Below are 22,710 nucleotides of genomic sequence, written 5' to 3'. Positions count from 1 at the left end.
GTATGCCAAAACATGACCGCATTCGCCCAAAACAGAGTTTTTCAACGAAATAGGCCGACTACAGCCTGTCCGCAGGCCGGCCCCCGGATTTCTGCGAAGAACAAAAAAAGCCCGCTAAAGCTAGCGGGCCAAATCCATATCGTGGAGATATGGAGGAGACGTAGTTGCCTTCCCTGCCAGACAGGGTTACGGCGCCAATGCCAGTGCTTTCTCGAAGAAATCCTTCGTCCCGAAGTTTCCTGACTTCAGCGCGAGCGCAAGCTGTTCCTTTCCATTGCCGATCGTCCAGGGAACGCCGGGGTCAATCGGTGCGCCGATTCGCAACGCGGACACGTGCAGCGCCTTGACCACAGCGCCCGAAGTCTCACCGCCTGCGACGACCAGTTTGCGCACACCGTGCTGTTCTACCAGCGCACGTGCGATGGTCGCCAGTGCGCGCTCCATCAGCGCACCTGCCTTCTCGACGCCCAGCTTCTCCTGGGCGCGCTTGACGATTTCCGGCGTCGCGCTTCCGTAGATCAACACGGGTTCAGCCGAAACGCGCTGCGCGGCCCATGCGATCGCTTCGTCGATCTGACGGTCGCCGTTCGCAAGCTCGAGCGCATCAAGCTGGAATGCCTGACGCGATGCCTTCCAATGCTCGACCTGTCCGTTCGTCGCGACAGAACAGCTTCCTGACAGGACAGCACCATGTCCCGTGATTTCAGGCAGAGTTGATGCCGTCGACGCCGCGGCGCTCAACTTGCCAGCAGAACGAAAGTTTTCCGGAAGTCCCATTGCGACGCCCGAACCGCCTGTCACAAGCGGATGGCCAGACAGGGCGGCGCCGATGCTGAGCAGGTCCTGATCGGTCACGGCATCGACGATGGCGTATTTCACGCCATCCGCTCGCAGCGCATCGAACTTCGCAGTGATCGCAGCCGGCCCCTTCGATACCGCATCAAGCATCACTGATCCGACCTTTGCATGCGTCTGGCTCCGCAGCACACGGGCCAGGTTTGCGTCGGTCATCGGCGTCAGCGGGTGATTCCGCATGCCCGACTCGTTCAGCAGCACGTCGCCGACGAACAGATAGCCTTTGTATATGGTTCTGCCGTTCTCGGGAAACGCCGGACAGGCGATCGCAAAGTCGACGCCTAGCGCCTCGGCCAGCGCATCGGCGACCGGTCCAATGTTGCCCTTTGCTGTCGAATCGAACGTAGAACAGTACTTGAAGAAAAACTGCTCACAGCCAGCCTTGCGGAGCCATTCAAGCGCGGCGAGCGACTCGCGCACGGCCTCCTCCGGATCGCAAGTGCGGGACTTCAACGCGATGACAATAGCGTCGGCGTCCGGCACCTCCTCCTGCATGGGCACACCAATGATCTGGACAGTTCGCATTCCCCCGCGGACCAAAGTACTGGCGAGGTCTGTACCACCTGTGAAATCGTCGGCGATGCAACCAAGTAAGGGCTTGCTCAAAGGAAACTCCCGATATGAATCATGCTGCGTGCGAGCCGAAGCCGAACAGCTTCGTCGCGTTTTCCACGAGCAGTTTGTGTCGTTGCGCGGGCTCCGGTGCCCAGCTTTTCACCAGCGTAAAGTTACGGCCTTCGTCTTCGCTGCGAAACGGTTCGATATCCGTGGGTTTGGCATCGGCGGGACGCTCACTGCCTCCCGTGTGCGGCCAGTCGCTTCCCCAGATCACCTGATCCGGTGCGGCCTCGACCAGCGTCTGGCCGATTCGCGCGGTATCGGCGTAACCAGGCTTCAGAAGCGAAATCTGATACGGCCCGGACAGCTTCACGAAGACCTTTTTCGACTGCATCATGCCGATCAGCGCGGACATGCCGAACTGCTCCGGACCATCTGCCGCCTTCGCCAATCCAAAGTGATCGATGACGACGGGATGCGGTTGAACCTGGATGCGCTTTGCCAGTTCATCAAGGATCGGCAAGGCTGCATAGACCTGAATGATCAACGGCTTCCCGCGCAGGGTGTCCACTGTCTGTTCAAGCCGTGTGATGGCCGAGTTGAAGTTCCGGTCCTTACCAACCTCCAGATTGATTCGCACGCCCACCACGCCTGCACCTGCCAGGTCGTCCAGTTGCTGGCCGGAGAACGTCGAGTCGATTACCGCGACACCACGGGCGTCCTTTCCGAGCTGGCCAAGTGCATCGATCAGACACGAGTTGTCCGTTCCGTACACGCTCGGCTGGACGAGCACGGTACGGTGCACGTGGATAGCAGCATGGAAGCGCTGAAGATCCTGCACAGTCGCCGGCGGCGGGGTGTACTTGCGCTTCGGCGAATAGGGGAACTTCGCAGGATTGAAGATATGGCAGTGCGAATCCACGACGCCTGAAGGCACATTGAAACCGATGGGGGACATGTGCCCTAGTTCCTTTCCCATGACTTTCCCAAAACCGATGAATGACGTTGCCCCGAGTGCTGCACCCGTTGCAACCAGCATCTGCCGGCGATTGACCATTTGCTGTCTCCCTCTGATTCTTATCGGTGTATCCGCCAAAACGAGCGTGGGCGCACGAAGCGCCCACGAAGCAACTCATCAGCCCGCGATCACGCGTGCGACTTCGTCGCCGAACGCCTTGCATCCAAACGTGCCGCCCAGGTCCGGCGTGCGCGTTGCCGGGTTCTCGAGAACCTTGTCGACAGCGGCTTCCATTGCGTTGCCAGCCTCGACGTACGCCGGGTTGTTGTGGTGCTCACCCATCCACTGGATCAGCATCGCAACGGAGAGGATCATCGATACCGGATTCGCCTTGTCCTGACCGGCGATGTCAGGCGCCGAGCCATGCTGTGCCTGGGCGCAGCAATGCGTGTCGCTCGCCATCATCGAACCAGCCAGTCCCAGGCTGCCCGACAGTTCGCTCGCCAGATCGCTGATGATGTCGCCGTAGAAGTTCGTAGCCACCAGCACGTCGAAACGTTCGGGCGAGCGCACCAGGTGCGCCGTCGATGCATCGACGAGCAGGTCGTCGACCTGCACTTCCGGGAAATCCCTGGCGACATCGCGCACGCATTCCAGGAACAGGCCATCCGTCATGTGGAAGCTGTTCGCCTTGTGAATCGCCGTCACCTTCTTCTTGCGCTTCATCGCCAGCTCGAATGCGCGACGCGCAATGCGCTCGCTGCAATGCCGCGTGATCTTGCGCAGCGAGATGGCCATGTCGGGACTCGGCATCAGCTCTGCCCATCCCTTGGTCATGTTGCGGTCCGGATAGAAACCTTCCGTCGCTTCGCGCATGATCACGAGATCCATCGTCTTGCCCTCGCGCATGTTCGAGGTCAGGAACGGTCGCGTACGCGCCGGACGGACGTTAGCGTAGAGATCCAGGCCGATACGGAAGCCGGCCGATACGTTACGACCGCCCTTTTCCGGAACCGGGTAGTCCGCATGCGACTGCGTGCCGAGGATGATGCCGTCATAGGTCTTGGCTTTTTCCAGCACTTCGTCGCGCAGCGTCGTGCCGTACTTCTCGAGACTCACGAAGCCGACGTCGTCGTAGTCGAACGACAGGTTCAGGCCGAATTTCTTGTCTGCAGCTTGCAATGCCGCCATAGAGGCGGCGGTAATTTCAGGACCGATACCATCGCAGGGCAAAACCAGAATACGCATCTCAATTCTCCGTAGGGGTAGGCAGCTAGCGCCAAATAATTCGATAACAGATTGTACGCTATTACCTCATGATACAATCTAAGGGTTTGTTCTAGGGCCAAAATCAGCCTTTAGCGTCCATATGCCTGCCATCACATATTGGCTTGGAGGCGATAGAAGAACAGACGAGTCGGCACTAGCGCTCCCGCCTCGTCTTGTCCATGGCTGGCTACGGACCACATCTAACGTCATGCAAGGACCCGCCGCCATGGCCTAGCCAAGCGAAGTCGCTCAGGATTTCCTGAACGCCGGCTGCTGCGCCACGCGCTCGGCTCGACCGCTGCCCGGTGCTTCAGAGCGCCCAACGATCAGCACGATGATGCCGCTCAACGCCAGGAAGCCACCCAACATAGCGAGCGCCCAGACATACGAATGCGTTGCCTCCCGGATCCAGCCCGTCAGATACGGACCCACGAAGCCGCCAAGATTACCGAAGGCGTTGATGAATGCGATGCCTGCGGCCGCTGTAGTTCCGGAGAGCATGGCGGACGGCAGCGTCCAGAACACCGTGTTGGAAACCCAGAGTCCCGTCGCGGCCACGCAGAGTGCGGCCATCGCACCCCACGGATTGGCGGTGAGGCTCGCCACGACGAAGCCAGCGGCACCGAGGAATGCCGGCAACGCGATATGCCACTTGCGCTCGCCCGTCTTGTCCGAATGACGTCCGATGAGAACACTCGCGATCGCCGAAAAGACATAGGGAATTGCAGAGGCAACACCGACCTCAAAAGTATTGAGGGTACCAATGCTCTTTACGATCTGCGGCAACCAGAGCGTGATGCCGAAGAACGCAAGCAGGACGCAGAACTTGGAGAAAGCAAAGGCAAGCGTCTTTCCGTGAACAAAAATGTCACGTACGCGAACGGGGCTGTGACCGCGGCTTTCCTTCGCACGCGCCTCTTCGCTGATCTTCGTGACCAGCCATTCGCGCTCATCAGGTTCCAGCCACTTTGCATCCTCGGGCCGCTCGGTCAGCCAGACCAAGGTTACCGCGCCGATGATAATCGCCGGGATCCCCTCGATGATGAACAGCCATTGCCAGCCCGCGAAACCACCGAAGTGATGCGCGAAATGAAGAATTGCAGTCGACAGCGGTCCACCAATAATCACCGAAATGGGATTGCCCAACATGAAAACCGTGATGGCCTTTGCACGCTCTTCGGCGGGAAACCAGCGCATCATGTAAAAGACGAGGCCCGGGAAAAAGCCGGCTTCCGCCACACCAATCAGGGCGCGCAGCGTGAACAGCGATGCTTCGTTGAATACGAATGCCATCAGGGTCGCCAGAATGCCCCATGTGATCATGATGCGTGCGAGCCAGACCCGGGCGCCCACACGCTGCAGAATCATGTTGCTAGGCACTTCGAACGCGACGTATCCGATGAACAGGATACCTGCTGCAAATCCGTAGGTACTCGGCGAGAGGCCAAGGTCCTTGTTCATCTCGAGTGCTGCGAATCCAATGTTCACGCGATCCAGAAAGTTGATCAGAAACATGATGATCATGAAAGGAATCAGGCGTCTAGACACCTTCCCCATGGTTCGCGTGTGAATTTCGGGTTTCATTTGTTTGACCTCCAGTTATTGCTACAGGCCCCGTCTCCAGGGGCCATCTACGCTATCCGGCTCAGAGCAGAAATCCGGTACTGATGAAGTTGGAACGACGTCCGTCAACGATCGCGGTGAGCAGCGCCTTGTCGGATGAAGACTGCCTGGTCGCGACCATCGATCGGATCGAAAACGCGCGCAGAGCATCGCCAACCGATAACGTTCCCTCGGCCGAATCCTTGCGACCGGCAAACGGAAAGACGTCCGGTCCGCGTTGACACTGGCAATTGAGATTGACCCGGCACACCTGATTGACGAGCTGATCTGTCAGCAGACCGATCTGCTGCGGATCGTTACCGAACAGGCTGACCTGTTGCCCATAGGGCGAGCGGATGATGTAGTCGAGCGGTTCGTTAACGTCGTCGAACGGTACGACAGGAACCACGGGCCCGAACTGTTCTTCGTGGTAGAGCCGCATACGTTCGTTGACGGGATAGACGACTGCAGGACGGAACATCGTGCCGGCGCTTTCACCCCCACCCTCGTTCACCACGCATGCGCCATGCTTGACGGCTTCGGCTACGCACTCCGCCAGATACCGGGGCTTCTTCTGATCAGGTAACGGTGTGATCTGCACCCCAGGTTCCCAGGGCATGCCGCACCGGAGTTTTCCCACTGCCTCAGCGAATCGCGAAACGAAACTGTCCGCGATAGAGCGATGAACGAAGATGACCTTCAGCGCAGTACAACGTTGCCCGTTGAAGGACAGTGATCCCGCCACGCATTCGCGCACAGTAATGTCGAGATCAGCATCCGGCAGTACGATGGCCGGATTCTTGGCGTCAAGGCCGAGCACAGCCCGCAGGCGGTTCGATTTCGGATGCTGCTTCTTGAGCGAATCCGCGACGCGACTGGAACCGATCAGAGCGAGCACGTTGATCTCGCCGCTCCCCATCAGGTAAGGAACGATCTCCTCGCCCCTGCCATATATCGTGTTGATGACTCCGGCCGGGAACGCCTTCTGGAAGGCAAAGAGCAGCGGATAAAACAGCAGTGCTCCAAACTTCGGCGGCTTGAGCACAACGGTATTACCCATAATCAGCGCCGGGATCAGCGTTGTGAAGGTTTCGTTCAGCGGATAGTTGAACGGTCCCATGCACAACACGACGCCAAGTGGTGCGCGGCGAATCTGCGCGATCGTTCCGTCCACCACCTGGAAACGCGAGTTGCCGTTGTCGAGCTCCTTCAATGCTTCAACCGTAGCGGAGATGTATTCGACGGTCCGGTCAAACTCCTTTTGCGCATCCTGCCGCGTCTTCCCGATCTCCCACATGATCAGACGAACGACCTCCTCTCTGCGCTCAACCATCAGGCGAGCGAAGTGTTCGACACAGGCGATGCGCCCTGCCACCGTCATCGTCGGCCAGCGGCCGCGACCGCTGTCGTATGCCGAAACCGCAGCATCCAACGCTTCTCGCGCTTCTTTTGGTCCCCCGAGCGGATAGCTTCCCACTTCGGCAGGAACAAGCAGGCCATCTTCCTGCCGAAGATGTACTGCAGACAGAACCGTCTTGGTGTCGCCTTCATGGCGGCGCATTTCACCGCCAACCAAAGTCTCTCGTTGATGCAGCGGAGTAATGCGGGCATCCGCCGGAATGTCATTTGCCAGCGGAAACAACGCCGCCAGTTCGGAAATCTTCGTCACGATGCGGCTCCTGCTTGATATGGCTGAGATTCGTTCGTACTGGATTCGGCAGCGATCTCTGACGGCCAGACAATGCGCATCAGATTGGTCGACCCCGGCTTCCCGAAAGGAACGCCCGCAGCCACAACAAGCGGCCGCCCGTTTTCACAAAGACCTTCCGCCTGCGCGGCATCCGATGCAATAGCGACGATGTCCTCGATGCTCTGCGCATCGGCGCTCACGCGCGAACTGACACCCCAGACAAGCGCGAGCCTGCGGGCAACATCTACGTTCGGAGTCAGACTGAGAATCGGCGAGCGTGGCCGCACACGCGAGATGCGTTGCGCGGTTGCACCGGAGGATGTGTACGTGACGGCAGCGCCCAGCGGCAAAACATCGGATACCGTATTGATCGCAGCGCCAATCGCATCGGTAGGATTCGCGGAATGTTGTGCCGCCACCGCGTTCATCAATTGGCGCTGGAGCGGATCAGCCTCCGTGCGTCGGACGATCCGCGCCATCATCGCGACAGCGTCAACCGGATATGCACCCGACGCCGATTCTGCGGAGAGCATCACGGCATCGGCACCGTCGTACACCGCCGTCGCCACGTCCGATGCTTCAGCACGGGTCGGCGTAGGCGTCGAAATCATCGATTCGAGCATCTGCGTGGCGACCACGACCGGCTTGCCGGCATCGCGCGAAAGACGGACAAGTCGCTTCTGCACCAGCGGCACATCTTCGGGCGGCATTTCGACACCGAGATCACCTCTTGCAACCATGATCGCGTCGACGACTTCGATGATGCTCGCGATGTTGTCGACGGCCTGTGGCTTTTCGATCTTGGCCATCACGGCAGCGCGGCCGCGAATAAGCGATTTTGCTTCGAGGACATCCTGAGCGCGCTGAACGAAGGACAGTGCCACCCAGTCGATGCCAAGGGAGAGTCCGAATTCCAGATCGTCACGGTCCTTTGGTGAAAGCGCGGCGATCGACAGGCTTGCCTCAGGGACGCTCACACCCTTGCGATCAGAGATAACTCCAGTGACCAGCGCCTCTGTAGCGATGCACTGGTCTGAAACCGTAAGAACCTTGAAGCGCAGTTTGCCGTCGTCAATCAGCAAATGGTGGCCCGGCTGCAGAGCAGCAAAAATCTCAGGGTGCGGCAGGAAAACCCGGTTGCGATCACCCGCTGCGCAATCGCGATCGAAGCAGAACTGCTGGCCCTGCCCGATCTCTTCGCGGCCGTTGGTAAAGGTGCCGACACGCAGCTTCGGCCCCTGCAGGTCAATAAGGATTCCAACAGGCCGCCCAAGCTTCGCCTCAACAGCACGAACTGCCGCATGCCTGGCTGCATGGTCGGCGTGCGATCCGTGGCTGAAATTGAGGCGAAACACGTCGGCGCCTGCGCGCGCAAGCGCCTCGATCGCGGCTTCTGTGGAACTGGCCGGTCCGAGCGTGGCCAATATTTTCGTTGCCCTGCTTCTTTGCATCTGGATGTCCTGTCGCCCCTGACTGCGGGATTAGAAGAAGTGCTGCAATCCGACGCCGACCATCGTCTGGTGATTGGTCTTGGCATCGGTGGGAGAGAGGTTGTAGATCTGTGCGGCATAGCCATGCTTCGCACGCTGGTAGTCGACAGTTGCGTAGACGCTCGTCGCCTTCGAGAACAGATAGGCCGTGGTGAAGCCGACCTGATTCCGGGTGCCCTGCATGATCACGTTCTTCTTTTCGTTATTCGGCTTCGAGTAGAAGTAGCCGGCAGCGACGGAGAAAGCGGGGGTGATCAGGTATTGGGCGCCGAATTCCAGCGTATCCACATGGTCGCCCGTCGCCGTCCAGCGCGCATTCGTGTACATGCCCGAGACCCGCACCGGGCCGAACTGGTATCGCGCGCCCGCGCCATACGTCCGGTAGCTGCTCAGGGAATTGGCTTCCTTCAGGTTCGTCCAGACGGCATTCGCGAGCAGGCCGCCGTTTTCGTACTTCAGCCCAAAGCTCTCCGTGCTTCCGTTGGAGAAAGCGCCCGCCTGGCCTCCGAAACCATAGAGTGCGCCAAGGGTGAACCCGGCGAGAGGCGCGCTGGTGAGCTTGGCCGAATTGTCGACGCGGGCACCGCCGATGCGGTCGAAGTCGGTAGTGCTGCCGTTGTTGCCCAGGAGCGCGTTCGCGGTTCCGGGCCGGTGCATGAACGAGCCCACGTAGTTCGACACCGCGATCGGTGCGAAGTCGTACATGAAGTCGTATTGACGGCCAAGGCTCAACGTTGCCCAAGGCGATTTCAGGCCAACCCATGCCATACGCCCGAAAAGTCGGGTAACCGCTGCGGTCGAGCCGGATGCGCTTGTGCCTTGACCGAACGTGCCGTTGTTGCCGTTGAAGCCGTTCTCAAGTTGAAACACAGCTTGCCAGCCGCCGCCCAGATCCTCGTTGCCCTTGAATCCGAAGCGGTTGCCATTGAACATCCCGCTGGCTTCCTGCGTTTGCGCGTGCCCTCCGACATTGCTCGCGTACTGAACGCCGATATCGATGATCCCGTACAGCGTCACGCTGCTCGCAGCGTATGCGCCCGGCACTATCAGGCACCCCGCCGTCGCACCCAAACCAATCAGTAACTTCCGCATCTCCAATCCTCCTGTCGTGATTGTTAGGTTGTTCTATATGACCACTTAATACAATGTTGGACGCACCGATGCCGCGAACATGGGCTTCGCCTCCCGTCTGACTCACGGATGCGATGCGTTGCCCATTAATCGGATAGGTATGTACTATATCGCAACAACGTACAATATAAAGCAAATGCTGATGCGACTTGCACCCACGTAAACCCCCACTTATAGGGATGCGTCAGACACGGATATGGGAGATTTCCTGCGCCACAGTTTCGCGCACGGATGAGGCGAGGAAGCCCGGTGGACTCAGGCCCACCGGGCGGACCTTCAGAAATGTGCTTCGGGAAGGACTTGACGGGCAGCAGCTTCCTGCTCTTCTTTTTCTTCGGCTTGCGCCTTGATCTTGCTGACCACGTCCAGGTGCTTGCGCATAAACGCGGCGGCATGATCACGGCTGCCGCTCTCGATCAGATCGAGCATCTCAAGGTGTTCCTGACATTGCCGAATCAGACGGGGGCGGTCCGTTGCCGCCTTGTACTCCATGAACCGGCGAAGCTGGTTCTGGCGCTCCAGCGCCTCAATGAAAAAGCGGTTGCCCGAACACCGCACCAGCATCTCATGGAATTCCGAACCGTTTTTAAAGAGCATGGAACGAGGCAGCTTGAAGATGTCGCCTTCGAGCATCTCCGTCTGTATCTTCCTCGCCTTCGCAAACCCGGCCTTATCGATGCGGAAATTGGGTTCGAGCAGTGCAGCCGGCTCTATAGCCATCCGGAAGCGGTAGCTCTGAACGTGCGCCTCGCGGTCATGGAGGAACGGATTGATCCGCCAGCCCTGACCAGGCTTGCGCGAAATCATCCCCTCGTTAGCAAGCCGTGAAAGCACCTTGAGCAGTTGCCCGCGCGGGACGTCGAAACGCCGCAGGAGCTCCGCCTCATAGAACTCTTCAGGGATCTCCCCGCTCAGGCAGTCATCTGCAACACGCAGATACAGATCCTCCTGCGGATCGGCGCCGAACGGCAGCTTTGCGATGTCAATTCCATGAGCGTCGACAGCAAGGAAGATCCCCCTGTTCGGCTCCTTCACGACGATCCCATGCTGGGCAAGCAAGGCTAGTCCTCGCCGGACAGGAGACCGGGAAAGCCCAAGCTCCGAGGCAAGCGCCTCCTCCCGCAGGTGCTCTCCAGCGGGTAGCGAGCGGGTCCGGGCGATATCAATGATTTTCGCTGCTACCTGATCGGCCAGCGCGCCATTTGTCTCAGTTTTCATGGTGAATATCTGGTGGATTAGGCGTTGATACCACAAATTGTTGCCCCGCGAAAGAGAACACATTTCACTCACGTCTGCGACACATGACTAGCCCCAAATCGGCCTGACTTGAAAGGTTCGGGTCTTCCCGAGCATCGCCGCATTAGACAATGTACTATATTGCGAGCAAATACAATTTCATTCCTCGACTAACATGAACGGCACACCACGCATCCAACTGATTCATGCAACGCCGCTGTCGATCTCACCGATCACTGAAAGCTTCACGCGGTTGTGGCCGGAAGTCACGACCTACAACCTTCTGGAAGACTCGCTTACCGCGGATCTGCAGCGCGCCCGTGGGGACATTCGCGCGATGACGCCCCGCTTTACGTCTCTCGTCCAGTATGCGCTCGGAGCTGGCGCCAATGGCGTCCTGTTTACCTGCTCCGCGTTCGGTCCGGCTATCGAGGCAGCCCGTGCAGGGATTGGACAACCCGTGCTCAAGCCGAACGAGGCAATGATTGAGGAGGCGCTGGCCCTCGGTCGGAGGATCGCGCTGATCGCGACGTTCCAGCCAGCGCTTGCACCCATTGCCCAGGAATTTGCTGAAGCCGCCGCAGGCAAGTACCCCGATCTTCAGATTGCCTCTCATTTTGTAGAGGGCGCCTGGCCTGCCCTGCAGGCCGGAGATGTCAAGACGCACGACAGCCTGATCGCCGACGTGTGCGCGCGCGCCGCAGACAGCGATGTCATCTGCTTCGCGCAGTTTTCGATGACGAGTGCGCTAGCGTCCGCGCAGGCGGCTTCCGGTCGGCCGACGCTGACTACGCCCGACAGCGCGGTCAGGAAACTCAAGGCGTTACTGAACCGCTGAAAATCAGACAAACGATACGTGGGCGCAGGCAAAGATCCGCGCCCCCTCGCAGGCGGCCCGCCTGTAGCATCAGGAGACACTCGTGCAATTTTCTATCGGCAAGGTAGTCAAGCCACTTTACGTGCAGGTTCTGATCGGCGTGGCGTTAGGCGTCGCATTCGGTGCAATCGAGCCGGCGCTTGGCACGGACATGAAAGTGCTGGGCGATGCATTCATCAAGCTCGTCAAGATGCTTGTCGCGCCAATCGTGTTCGCGACTGTCGTTACAGGCATAGCGAAGATGGGCGATATCAAGGCTGTCGGACGTGTCGGCCTGAAGGCGCTTATCTATTTCGAGGTTGTCACGACGGGGGCGCTCGCTATCGGCCTGATAGTCGGACACGTGATGAATCCCGGTGGCGGGATGAACGTCGATCCGAAGACGCTGAATCTGTCCTCGGTAGCGGGCTACGCGAAAGTTGCACAGGAGCAGTCCATCAAGGACTTCTTCATGCATATCATCCCCGAGAGCTTCGTCGGCGCATTCGTTCACGGCGACATCCTTCCCGTGGTCTTCATCGCCGTGCTGTTTGGACTGGCGCTCGCGCATGCAGGTGAGCGGTCAGCGACGCTGGTGAAAATCGTCGATGAATTTCTGCACACGATGTTTGGCGTTGTCACCTTCGTAATGAAATTCGCGCCCATCGGTGCGTTCGGTGCCATCGCCTTCACAGTCGGCAAGTATGGCCTGACCAGCCTGCTTGCCCTCGGCCAGTTGATGATGGCGTTTTACGTCACCTGCATCGTGTTCGTGCTCGTGGTTCTCGGCGGTGTTCTGAAGCTGTGCGGTATCAATATTTTCCGATTTATCGCTTACCTCAAGACAGAAATCCTGATCACTCTGGGTACATCGAGTGCAGAGCCGGCCCTGCCCCGCCTGCTCGAGAAGCTCGAGCGCATGGGGTGTGAGAAATCCGTTGTCGGTCTGGTCGTTCCAACGGGTTATGCGTTCAACCTCGACGGCGTCTGCATCTACCTGACGATGGCCGTGGTCTTCATCGCGCAGGCAACCAACACGCATCTGACGCTGGGTCAGGAACTCGTAATCCTTGCGATGGGCCTTGTCACCTCGAAAGGTATGAGCGGCGTGCCAGGCGGTGGCTTTGTAGCACTGGCCGCGACGCTTTCTGCCGTTCACGTTCTTCCCCTGAGCGCGATCGCACTTCTCGTCGGGATCGATCGCTTTATGGGGGAGGCCAGATCCGTCACATCCATTATCGGCAACGCAGTAGCAGCAGTCGTGATCGCGAAATGGGAAAAGGCGTTCGACCCGCAAAAGATGCGTGAAGCGCTCTTTCACCAGTCCGACGTCGAGGAAGAGCTTTCCGATGCAGATGCACCGAAATCCGTTCCTGCTGCAGTGACGGAGGTACACCGGCCGGCCGGGTCGTAACGTCTCGGGTATCAGATCAAGCTTCTAACGCGTCTTCTAGTGAACACCCGTAACGGAGCACGTATGATTTTCCAGCGTACTTTTGTTGTCGGCGGCCTCGCCATTCCGACAGTGTTTCTGTTTATCCAGGACGCGTTCGCTCAGTCTGAGGCCTCGCAAAATATCGAGTCCGATCTGATCCCGGAGGCTCAACGGAAAAACCGACGGGCGAAACGCAATACTGGAGCGTGTCAGGCCGAAACGGCCCATCCTGGTTAGTCACGGGTGACGGCGGCGACACGACGGCCGCCTCAGAACTCTTCCCGCGACAGTGGCCAGCAAAAACGGCGACCGGATTGGCCGCCGTTCTGAAAAGACCTCACGGAGCTGATTGGGTTCGAATCACTCCACGACAACTTCGGTATGAACCACGACAGGCGGCTCCTTGAAGTAAGAACCGACGAGTCGTCGCCACTCCTGGAAGTCTGCTGACTCCCTGAAGGTGATCATGTGATCGTCGACGTTCGACCATTGGACCTGCAGCACGTACTGCTCTGGATGCTCGATGGTCCGATGCAACTTCACACCACCACAACCCTTCGCTCGCAGAAAAAGGGGAACCGCCTCGGCGACGCCCGCCTCGAATTCAGCGGCTTTGCCGGGCAAGATCACGATGTGAGCCAGTTCAAAAACCATCAGATCCTCCTTTACGGTTGACAGGGGCCATTCATGCGGGCGGCGCCACCGAACCTCCTGCAACGCCGTGTCGCGTCATTGCCTGAGCTACGAAGCCTCCTGCTTTCATGTCTTCGACGAATGCTGCAAGGAAGCGGGCGGCGTCCGAACCGCGCGACTTTGGGACCCCCATCGCTTGCCGGATGATCATAAAGGCTTCGTCAAGCAGGCGCAGCCCCGGATACTTCGCTGCTTCCATCTCCAGAACCTGCTTTACACCCGCGGCAACTTCAAGCCCTTCGTCAAGAAAAGTCTGGACGACGACCTGGGATGATGCCGTGCGTACCAGGCTTGCTGCCTTGATTTCTCGGGTGAGGAAAAGATCATAAGCAGTGCCCTGACCCACTGCAATGCGATTGGACACCACGTCCACCTGCTCGTTCAGGGTGACAGGCGATTCATTTCGGACGAGGTACCGGCCCTCGATGAGAATATACGGCGCGGTGAAGGCGATCTCGGCACCGCGGACAGGATCAACGGCAAAAAATCCGATGTCGGCCCGTTCTTCAGTGATCGCTTCGACGGATTTTCTTGCAGTATCAAACACTACGAGTTCAAGCTCGACACCAAGCCGTTTCGCGAGTTCGCTAGCAAGGTCAACGGAAATACCGACAGGCCGTGATCCGCCAGATTCCCGGTTGGCAAGAATCGGGTTGCCAAGGTTGATCGATGCGCGCAATTTCCCGGTTGGTGCAAATGCGCGAATGATGGATGCATCAGCGTTCATCTATAGACTCTTTCAGGTTAATTCGAGGATAGGGAATTGGTCAGGGACGCTCGCGTACGCGCAAGCCAATATCGGCGCTCTACCTGCGACGCCGTCCGAGCGTGAAGGTCGCGTCACGAATCGGCATTCCCTCCGAGTTGAAGCACAACTCCGGCTTCACTGGTTCTTCGCGTCAACACAAGTTGGATTCGTCGGCGCGTCTGCACCCGTCTAATCCGTTATTCCAGATTGCGCGTTCGAGAACCGGCCGGAGAACGATCGCGCGCCGCAAAAGCGCAATCCGATCATCTTCGGGTGGATCGACGGAGCGCTAACATCTGCGACGCATGGTCAAAGTCGCATCTCCTGATGTGTAGATGTCGATCAGTGTCGGCTCATTGTATTTCAAATTAACAAAATACAATACAGTCTCGATTCAATAGTTTCGGCCGGGACTTTCGCTGATCACACAATGTGTCTTTCCGACCCTCACCCTTCAACTCGCTGGAATCACTCGAACGGCTCAACCTGGCGACACGATGGCCATTCGAGTGATCTCACGCACTGCCCTGAAAATCGATCATGGCATGTCGTAGCACCAGTCCATTAGAACTTGTGGCGAATTCCGACCCGCAGCGACACCTGCTTGTCGGTTGCCGAAGGCGTCAAACCGGTGATCTGCGCAACAGCGCTCTGCCCGAGTGAGTCCGTACCGCTCGCTTTCTCATAGACCGCGATGGTGTAGACGTCTGTGCGCTTCGACAGAAAATAATCGACGCCCGCGCTGAACAGGTTGTAGTTCGCACCGCCCTTGCCACCCGCGCCGCCGTTGCGCGTGTAGTCGTACGCGACGCCCGCGAGCAGCGAAGGCGTGAACTGATACTTCGCGTTGATTTCCGCGTTGTTGAAAGCGGCCGTGCCTCGATAGCGCAGCGGATTCGGTCCGGATGACGAACCCATATCCTGGAAGCGCGTATTCGAGTAGGCCAGATTCACGTTGAGCGAACCAAACGTCACGCCTGCACCCACGCCCGCGATCTCGAGCCGATTCGCCGATGCGTACCCGGCGAACACGGGATTGGTCGCGCTGCCGAAGCAGCCGAGGTTATTTGTCGTCGCCGGGCCCGCATTGGGATTCGCACCGAAGAACGAGGTGTTCGGGTTGCGGATGTTCAGGTAGCCCGCACCGATCGAAAATGGGCCGTTTGCATACGCGGCGCCCGCGCCCCAGATCCAGTTGCTCGAAAACGAACCTGGCGTGCCGCCGAGGTTCATTATCGCTTCGACAGTCAAGCCGCGGTAGTTCGCGCTGCGGAACTTGATCGAGTTGTTGATGCGTCGCGAGTTCAGCGCATTGTCGAGGTCGCTGGGATGCGAGCTCATGTAGCCGCCCCATTGCGGCGCGGCGAGAAACGGTCCGTACAGATCCACGACGGGATCGTACTGACGGCCTAACGTAATCGTTCCAACGGGATTGCTCAGTCCGACATAGGCTAGGCGTCCGAACAGCGCGCCACCCTGGTTCATCACGCCGTTGTTGCTATAGAAGCCGCTTTCAAGGACGAAGATCGTTTTGAGTCCGCCGCCAAGGTCTTCGCGCCTCTCAAACCCCATCGACTGCCCTGCAGGCCTGCCGAGCCACCTTCGATCATCGCAATCTGATGTCCGCCTGCGAGTCCCGTCGCCGTCCTCGCCGTCTGCACGTTGTTCGTGTAGTTCAAGCCGCTGTCAATAATGCCGTACAACGTGACATTGCTTTGCGCGTAAGCCGACCCCGTCATGGTGATAAGTATGACTAATTGTATTGCTGACTTCTTCATTGAAAAAATCTCCTCCGGAAAAGCTGTTGTTTTATGCCGGGTTGAGGGACGTCCGGCGCGTGGGCTCCCACGCCCCAAATCGCAACGGACGTTTAGTGACTCTGATTGGCAACCGCGCCATGTGCATCGGTTACGCGCTGCTCGTTGATGCGGATGAAGAACGTCATCAGGAACGAGGCGACCAGCAATGCCGCGAGAAACAGCAAACCGGGCGTCGCGCTTTGACCTGTTCCCTTGATATAGCCGATTGCAAACGGTCCGACAAAGCCGCCCAGATTACCGACGGAGTTGATCACAGCGATCGATACAGCTGCCGTCGAACGCGTGAGAAACAGCGTCGGCAGCGCCCAGAACGGCGACTTGAACGCGTACAGTCCCGCGAGACTCAGGCTGATCATCGTGATCGATACATACGGGTTGGTCGCGAGTCCAGCGCCGAGCAGCGCAAGCGCAGCAACGGCAAGCGGAATCGCCGAATGCAGGCGCCGCTCGCCGTGGCGATCCGAACTGCGCGACCACGCCACCATCACGATCGTCGCGAACACGTAGGGAATCATCGCGATGAGACCGACCTGTGTATGGCTCAACGACTTCGAAAAGCCCTTGATGATCTGCGGCATCCAGTAGCCGACGCCAAGGCTGCCGCACTGATACACGAAGTAGATGAACGACAGGTACAGCACTTTCGGATTCGCCATCACCTTGAGCGCACCCAGATGTTTGGCATTCGGGTGGGCTTTCCGGTCGTTGGCCAGTTCGTTCAGCAGCCACTCGCGCTCTTCGGGCCTGAGCCACTTGGCGTCGGCAGGCTTGTCGGTCAGATAGACGAAGCACAGAATGCCGCCGATCAGCGCCGGCGCGCCTTCGAGCACCAGCATCCAGCGCCAGCCGCTCCAGTCGAGCCAATGGACGCTGTCCATGATCCACGTGCTCAGCGGTGCACCGATGATGTACGACACGGGAATCGCCGCCGTGAAAAGCGCGACCGTCGTTGCAAGTTCCTTCGCGCGAAACCAGTAAGTCAGATAGACGATGATGCCCGGGAAGAAGCCCGCTTCGGCGACGCCCAGAAGAAAGCGCAACACGTACAGTTGCGTCGCGTTCTGCGCGAACGCCGAAATGACGGAGACGATGCCCCACGTCACGAGAATGCGCGCAATCCACACGCGCGCGCCGTACTTGTTGAGCATCACGTTGCTGGGCACTTCGAACAGGAAGTACCCGATGAAGAAGATGCCCGACGCGAAACCGAACGCCTCGCTGCTCAACGCGAGATCGCGGTTCATCTGCAACGCGGCATAGCCGATGTTCGCGCGGTCCAGATACGAAATGATGTAGAGAATGAAAACGAACGGAATGATCCGCCAGGCGATCTTGCTCACGAGCGCGCGCTCGTCGATGGCCTGCGTGGCTGGCTTGGCTTGCATGTGTGTCTCCACTGGCGGGCCCGCCCGCCAGGTTCCTTGAAATCCGACTTGCGGGTTACGCGTGATGTTGCGAGAACACCAGGCAAACAGGGCTGCCCGACTGGGTCGAAAAGCCCGTCGGCTTGAGTTGTCCTGTCGTCGGGTTCACGGAGAACGCGACGATCGTGTCGCTGTCTTCGTTCAGCGCGTACATGAAGCGTCCGTCCGGCGTCGCCGTCATGAAGCGCGGCGTGCGGCCCAGGGTCGGCTCGGCGTCGACGAAAGAAAGGTGGCCTGTCGCCTGGTCGATACGGAACACCGCGATGCTGTCGAAGCCGCGATTCGACGCATAGACGAAGCGCCCCGTGCGGTCCACTTCGATCTCCGATGCGCGGCTGTTGCCCGTGAACGTATCGGGCAACGACGAGACGATCTGCACCGGCACCAATTCGCCGTTGCTCGCCGAATAGCGATACGTCGTCACAGTCGAATCGAGTTCGTTGACGACATACGCATGCGTGCCCTTCGGATGAAACGCGAGGTGACGCGGCCCCGATGTTTCGCGCGATGCGACGAACGCGGGCGCGGCGGGCGTCAGTTGCCCGTCCTTGAAACGGAACGTGAAGACGCGGTCAAGTCCCTTGTCCGGCACGATGACGAATTCGCCCGTCGGGTCGAACGGATTGAAGTGCGGCTTGGCCTGCTTCTGCTCGACGCGATGCGGACCGATCGGACCTTCGAGGTGAACCAGTTGGGTCAACTCCTGAAGCGAGCCATCCTCGGCAATGGGCAGCACGGCGAGACTCGCGCCGATATGGTTCGACACGACGACATGGCGCCCGGTCGGATCGAGCGCGAGGTGCACGGGATTCTTACCCTGCGTGCTTTGCCGGTTCAGAAACGTGAGCTTGCCCGTTGCCTTGTCGACCTTGAACGCGCTGATGTCGCTCAAGTCGCCGTGCACGGTGTAGAGGCGCTCGCCGTTGCTGCTGAGCGCGAGAAACGAGGGATTGACCAGGTCTTTGACAAGCTGGACGAGTTCGAGCGAGCCCGTTTCCGTATCGACGTGATAGACGCTGATGCCCTCGCCGTGGGCATTCCGTTCGCGAGTGGTTCGCGATCCGACATAAGCAAACATGGGTTTCCTTCCTTTGAGATTTGTCTGGCGCAACGCCTGTTCCTCCGCGAAAACCGACCGTGCGACGGGCCCGATAGCAGCCAGCACGCCGACCGCCGCGACGCCCTGAACGATGCGCCGCCGGGCTCCGTCGGGTGCCGCTTCGTCCGGTGAACCACCGCTGTCATGGTCGGTTTTTTTAAATGATGTCTCCGCATTTATTGTATCTGGGGTTTGCACTAGATTGCATTTTTAACTGTAGAAGTGCAAAAATACAGTCATGGAAAACACTTACTCCCCCACTGAAGCCCGCCTGAGCATCGATGGCGCGTCGTGTCGCTACGTCGATCTGCCTGCACTGTTCGGCGACAGGCTGCGCGAATTGCCCGTCGTGATGCGGCTGCTGCTCGAGAACGTCGTCCGCAACAGGGAGGGCGAAGAACGGCGGCAAGCTGTCGAAGCCATCCTCGCGTGGACGGCACGAGCGACCAGCGAAGACGAGATTGCGTTCCAGCCCAACCGAGTACTGATGCATGACACGACGAGCACGCCGGCGCTGGTCGACATCGCCGGCATGCGCGACGCGCTGGCGGAAGCGGGTGCAGATCCGGCGTTGCTCAATCCCGTGTTGCCCGTCGATTCGTCCGTCGATCATTCGCTCGCCGTCGAGTACTTCGCGCAGGAGGACGCAGCGCCTGAGAACCTCGCGCTTGAATTGCGGCGGAATGCGGAGCGCTACCGTTTCCTGCGCTGGGCATCGAAGGCGTTGAAGGGCGTGCGCATCCATCCGCCGGGCACGGGGATCATGCATACGATCAACCTGGAGCAACTGGCGACCGTCGTCACGACCGTCGGGCGCGATGGCGAGCAGTGGGCCGTGCCCGATACGCTGATCGGCACCGACAGTCACACGCCGATGATCAACGGCATCGGCGTGCTGGGCTGGGGCGTGGGCGGACTCGAAGCGCAGACGGTGATGTTCGGCATGCCCGTGATGCAGCGCATTCCCGATGTGATCGGTGTGCGACTGACGGGCGCGATGCGGCCGGGCGTGCTCGCCACCGATCTCGCGCTGACCGTTACGCAGCGGCTACGCGCGATTGGCGTGTCGGGTGAGTTCGTCGAGTTCTTCGGGCCCGGTGTCTCAACGCTGAGCGCGGGCGATCGTGCCGTCGTCGCGAACATGGCGCCGGAATACGGCGCATCGACGGGCTTTTTCCCGGTCGACCAGCACACGCTCGACTATCTGCGCGCGACGAACCGTTCAGAGGCGTCCATCGCGCTCGTCGAAGCGTTCACGCGGCACGCGGGACTCTGGTTTGATCCACGGGCCGTGCCGCGCTTCACGCGCGCGATCGAGATCGATCTCGGCACCATCGGCATGCATATCGCCGGGCCGCGCCGTCCGCAGGATCTGCTCGACTACTCGCAGACAGCGGCGGCGCTCGCCAAGCTTGCTTTCGAACCGGCGCAGCATCATCCGTCGATGCCAAAGCATCCCGTGGCGATCGCCGCGATCACGAGTTGCACGAATACCTCGGATCCCGCGTTGCTGATTGCCGCTGGCCTCTTTGCTCGCAAAGCGCGCGCGTTGGGCCTGAAACCGCCCTCATGGGTCAAGACGTCGCTTGGGCCGGGCTCGCCCGCTGCTGCCTCATACCTCGAACGTGCAAATCTGATCGACGATTTGTCGGCCGTCGGCTTCGATATCGTCGGCTATGGCTGCACGACCTGCATCGGCAACTCGGGGCCGTTGACGGCGCCGATCCGTGAGGCGCTCGCGCAGAAAAGCATCTATCCCGTCGCGATGTTGTCAGGTAACCGCAATTTCCCGGGCCGCGTTCATCCCGATCTCGACCTCGGTTTCATCATGTCGCCGCTGCTCGTGATTGCCTTTGCGCTTGCGGGCGACGCCGAACGCGATCTGAGCGTCGAGCCGATCCAGCAGACACCCGATGGCAAGCCCGTCTATCTGCGCGATCTCTGGCCAACGCGTGAAGAAGTCGGCGCACTGCTGCGCGCCTCCGCCGATCCTCACGACTATCCGCGCGCCTTCGCGCTCGCGAGCCGCAACCCGGCGTGGCATGATCTCGACGCGCCGGACAGTGCGCGCTTTCCTTGGAATCCGGCATCGACGGCGCTGCGCCGTCCGCCGTTCGCTTCGATCGCAGAGGGCAGCCAGTTGGGGCATTACGCAGCTTATCCGCTGCTGGTCCTCGGCGACGACGTGACAACCGATCACATCTCGCCCGCCAGTGCGATTCCTAAAGACAGCTATGTCGCCGATTTCCTGGTGGCGCGCGGCGACGACCGCGACGATCTCAATGTGTTCGCCTCGCGGCGCGGCAACTGGGAAGTGATGGTACGCGCCGCCTTCTACAACCGTACACTCGCCAACCACTTGCGCCCCGGCATGCCCGTCGCGCATACGCTGCATGTGCCGAGCGGCGACGTGCTGCCGATCTTCGAAGCCGCGCAGCGCTATCAGCAGGACGGCGATGCCGTTGTGCTCGTTGCGGGCGAGCGCTACGGCACGGGCTCGTCGCGCGACTGGGCGGCCAAGGGTCAACGGCTGCTCGGCATCCGCGCGGTGCTGGCCGTGAGTTTCGAGCGCATCCATCGATCGAATCTGATCGGCATGGGCATCCTGCCGCTGCGCTTCGCGCCCGGCACGAGCCCGGACACACTCGATCTTCGGCCAGGTGATAAGCTCGAAGTCGACGCCGCGGGTGATACGCTTTTGCCTCGTTGCAAGATTGCCGTGCGCGTGATTCGCGCTAATGGCAGCGTGCAACCCATCGAGGCGACGGCGGCCGTTGAAACGCAACTCGAATGCACCCTGTTGCGTTCGGGGGGCGTGATCCCGCTGATATTGCAGAAAAGTTTGCTGACGCAGGAGGCTTAGACCCGCCGCCGCTGCGTTCACGCGATACGCAGAAAGCAGAAGGCACGACTCACATGATCGACAGATCCATTGCGACCCAGATTGTTGAACTGATCAAGACGGAAGGACTCGACGCCGGCGCACATCTGCCCGCACAAATGCTGGCCGACCGTTTGCGCGTGTCGCGCTCGCCCGTCAACGAGGCGCTGGCCTTGCTACATGAGAAGGGCATCCTGACGCGCGAGAAGAATCGCGGGTTTTTCGTCGCCAAGCCTGTCGTCGAGCCGCTCGCCGATGTTGTGGACGAACTGGGCCTCGCGGAAACGGACGTCGTAACGAGCGTGTATTTCCAGATCGCGGATGACCGATTAAAAGGCCAGTTGCCCGACGATTTCTCCGAGCAGCTGATCCGCACACGCTATGGTTTGACGAACGCGCAGTTGACGGCCGTGATGGGACGCATCGCGCAGGAAGGCTGGGCTGACCGTAAGCCGGGCTATGGCTGGCAGTTCTCGCCGATGCTGACCACGCCCGACAGCCTGCTGAAGTCGTACCGGCTGCGGCTTGCGCTCGAACCGGCGGCGTTGCTGGAACCGGGCTACCGGCTCGAACGCAAGGTGCTGGAGCGCTGTCGCGAGGTCGAGAAGCATCTGCTCGCGGGCGGCATCGAAACGGATACGGCCGACCAGTTGCATGATCGCGGTGTGCGGTTTCACGAGTCGCTGGTCGAGGCGTCGGGAAACGGCTTCTTTATCGACACGATCAAGCGCGTCAACCGCGTGCGTCGTCTGCTGTCGTACCGTTCGATGCAGCATCGCGAACGTTACGTTGAACACGCGAAGCAGCATCTGCATCTGCTGGAACTGCTCGAACACGAGCGCAATGAAGAAGCGTCGGAGGCGATGCGTGAACACTTGCTGCATACGCTCGACGCGCTCTCGCGTATCAGCGAGATCCTTGAGTCGCGGTACGCTCCTTGAAGGCCCGGCAGATGTATTGAACCG

Annotated in this window: 18 protein-coding genes and 1 pseudogene; 5 read left to right on the top strand and 14 right to left on the bottom strand. The window is 59.7% G+C overall.

All coding sequences use genetic code 11. The features are described from left to right. Positions 1-186: 186 nt before the first annotated feature. From otnK to QEN71_RS41430, 8 genes are all read right to left on the bottom strand, one after another. The gene (otnK, locus tag QEN71_RS41465) at positions 187-1,461 is read right to left on the bottom strand and encodes a 3-oxo-tetronate kinase (protein WP_233472088.1); all 1,275 of its coding nucleotides are present in this window, start codon (positions 1,459-1,461) and stop codon (positions 187-189) included. 19 nt (positions 1,462-1,480) lie between these two features. Continuing rightward, positions 1,481-2,509, bottom strand: coding sequence for an amidohydrolase family protein (locus QEN71_RS41460; RefSeq protein WP_201658973.1), 1,029 nt, complete (start codon positions 2,507-2,509; stop codon positions 1,481-1,483). A gap of 39 nt (positions 2,510-2,548) precedes the next feature. Next, positions 2,549-3,619, bottom strand: coding sequence for an isocitrate/isopropylmalate dehydrogenase family protein (locus tag QEN71_RS41455; RefSeq protein WP_201658969.1), 1,071 nt, complete (start codon positions 3,617-3,619; stop codon positions 2,549-2,551). Between the two features lie 270 nt (positions 3,620-3,889). Next, complete coding sequence (locus QEN71_RS41450) at positions 3,890-5,224, bottom strand: MFS transporter (protein WP_201658967.1); 1,335 nt, start codon at positions 5,222-5,224, stop codon at positions 3,890-3,892. Positions 5,225-5,285: 61 nt separating this feature from the next. Beyond that, on the bottom strand, positions 5,286-6,911 hold the full coding sequence (locus tag QEN71_RS41445) for an NADP-dependent glyceraldehyde-3-phosphate dehydrogenase (RefSeq protein WP_233472087.1): 1,626 nt from the start codon (positions 6,909-6,911) through the stop codon (positions 5,286-5,288). Beyond that, positions 6,908-8,383: a pyruvate kinase gene (gene pyk / locus QEN71_RS41440; protein WP_201658964.1), complete on the bottom strand. Its 1,476-nt coding sequence runs from the start codon at positions 8,381-8,383 to the stop codon at positions 6,908-6,910. The genes QEN71_RS41445 and pyk overlap by 4 nt, the downstream gene beginning before the upstream one ends. A gap of 30 nt (positions 8,384-8,413) precedes the next feature. Further along, entirely contained in the window at positions 8,414-9,514 is a 1,101-nt protein-coding gene (locus QEN71_RS41435; RefSeq protein ID WP_201658961.1) for a porin, read from the bottom strand. Between the two features lie 315 nt (positions 9,515-9,829). Then, entirely contained in the window at positions 9,830-10,771 is a 942-nt protein-coding gene (locus QEN71_RS41430) for a GntR family transcriptional regulator (RefSeq protein ID WP_201658958.1), read from the bottom strand. A gap of 193 nt (positions 10,772-10,964) precedes the next feature. Between QEN71_RS41430 and QEN71_RS41425 the strand changes: the two genes are divergently transcribed. The 3 genes from QEN71_RS41425 (at position 10,965) to QEN71_RS41415 (ending at position 13,317) form a co-directional block, all read left to right on the top strand. Next, a complete protein-coding gene (locus tag QEN71_RS41425; protein WP_201658955.1) occupies positions 10,965-11,627 on the top strand; it encodes an aspartate/glutamate racemase family protein in 663 nt (220 codons plus the stop codon). A 94-nt stretch (positions 11,628-11,721) separates the two neighbouring features. Next, positions 11,722-13,059, top strand: coding sequence for a C4-dicarboxylate transporter DctA (dctA, locus tag QEN71_RS41420; protein ID WP_201658990.1), 1,338 nt, complete (start codon positions 11,722-11,724; stop codon positions 13,057-13,059). Positions 13,060-13,122: 63 nt separating this feature from the next. Next, complete coding sequence (locus tag QEN71_RS41415; protein WP_201658952.1) at positions 13,123-13,317, top strand: hypothetical protein; 195 nt, start codon at positions 13,123-13,125, stop codon at positions 13,315-13,317. A gap of 123 nt (positions 13,318-13,440) precedes the next feature. On the opposite strand, the gene QEN71_RS41410 is transcribed toward QEN71_RS41415, so the two are convergent. The 6 genes and pseudogenes from QEN71_RS41410 to QEN71_RS41390 all read right to left on the bottom strand — a co-directional run bounded on the left by QEN71_RS41410 (position 13,441) and on the right by QEN71_RS41390 (position 18,843). Beyond that, on the bottom strand, positions 13,441-13,734 hold the full coding sequence (locus tag QEN71_RS41410; RefSeq protein WP_201658949.1) for an antibiotic biosynthesis monooxygenase family protein: 294 nt from the start codon (positions 13,732-13,734) through the stop codon (positions 13,441-13,443). A gap of 31 nt (positions 13,735-13,765) precedes the next feature. Then, the gene (locus tag QEN71_RS41405; RefSeq protein ID WP_201658946.1) at positions 13,766-14,500 is read right to left on the bottom strand and encodes a transporter substrate-binding domain-containing protein; all 735 of its coding nucleotides are present in this window, start codon (positions 14,498-14,500) and stop codon (positions 13,766-13,768) included. A 585-nt stretch (positions 14,501-15,085) separates the two neighbouring features. Continuing rightward, positions 15,086-16,111: pseudogene (locus QEN71_RS41400) on the bottom strand (porin); the annotation flags it as partial. Continuing rightward, positions 16,006-16,260 carry a porin gene (locus tag QEN71_RS44910; RefSeq protein ID WP_407675479.1) on the bottom strand — a complete coding sequence of 85 codons (255 nt, stop codon included), beginning with the start codon at positions 16,258-16,260 and terminating at the stop codon, positions 16,006-16,008. The gene QEN71_RS44910 and the pseudogene QEN71_RS41400, both read right to left, overlap by 106 nt. A gap of 131 nt (positions 16,261-16,391) precedes the next feature. Further along, positions 16,392-17,726, bottom strand: coding sequence for an MFS transporter (locus tag QEN71_RS41395; RefSeq protein WP_201658943.1), 1,335 nt, complete (start codon positions 17,724-17,726; stop codon positions 16,392-16,394). Positions 17,727-17,781: 55 nt separating this feature from the next. Continuing rightward, on the bottom strand, positions 17,782-18,843 hold the full coding sequence (locus tag QEN71_RS41390) for a lactonase family protein (protein ID WP_201658941.1): 1,062 nt from the start codon (positions 18,841-18,843) through the stop codon (positions 17,782-17,784). Positions 18,844-19,102: 259 nt separating this feature from the next. Here QEN71_RS41390 and acnA point away from each other — a divergent pair, with 259 nt between their 5' ends. After that, positions 19,103-21,727, top strand: coding sequence for an aconitate hydratase AcnA (gene acnA / locus QEN71_RS41385; RefSeq protein ID WP_201658939.1), 2,625 nt, complete (start codon positions 19,103-19,105; stop codon positions 21,725-21,727). Between the two features lie 53 nt (positions 21,728-21,780). Then, positions 21,781-22,686: a GntR family transcriptional regulator gene (locus QEN71_RS41380; RefSeq protein WP_201658937.1), complete on the top strand. Its 906-nt coding sequence runs from the start codon at positions 21,781-21,783 to the stop codon at positions 22,684-22,686. The last annotated feature ends 24 nt before the right edge of the window (positions 22,687-22,710 follow it).

Origin of the sequence: Paraburkholderia sabiae (assembly GCF_030412785.1) — a bacterium.
Lineage (GTDB): Bacteria > Pseudomonadota > Gammaproteobacteria > Burkholderiales > Burkholderiaceae > Paraburkholderia > Paraburkholderia sabiae.
Note: the sequence above shows the minus strand (reverse complement) of the source record. Positions and strands in the feature narration are given on the sequence as shown.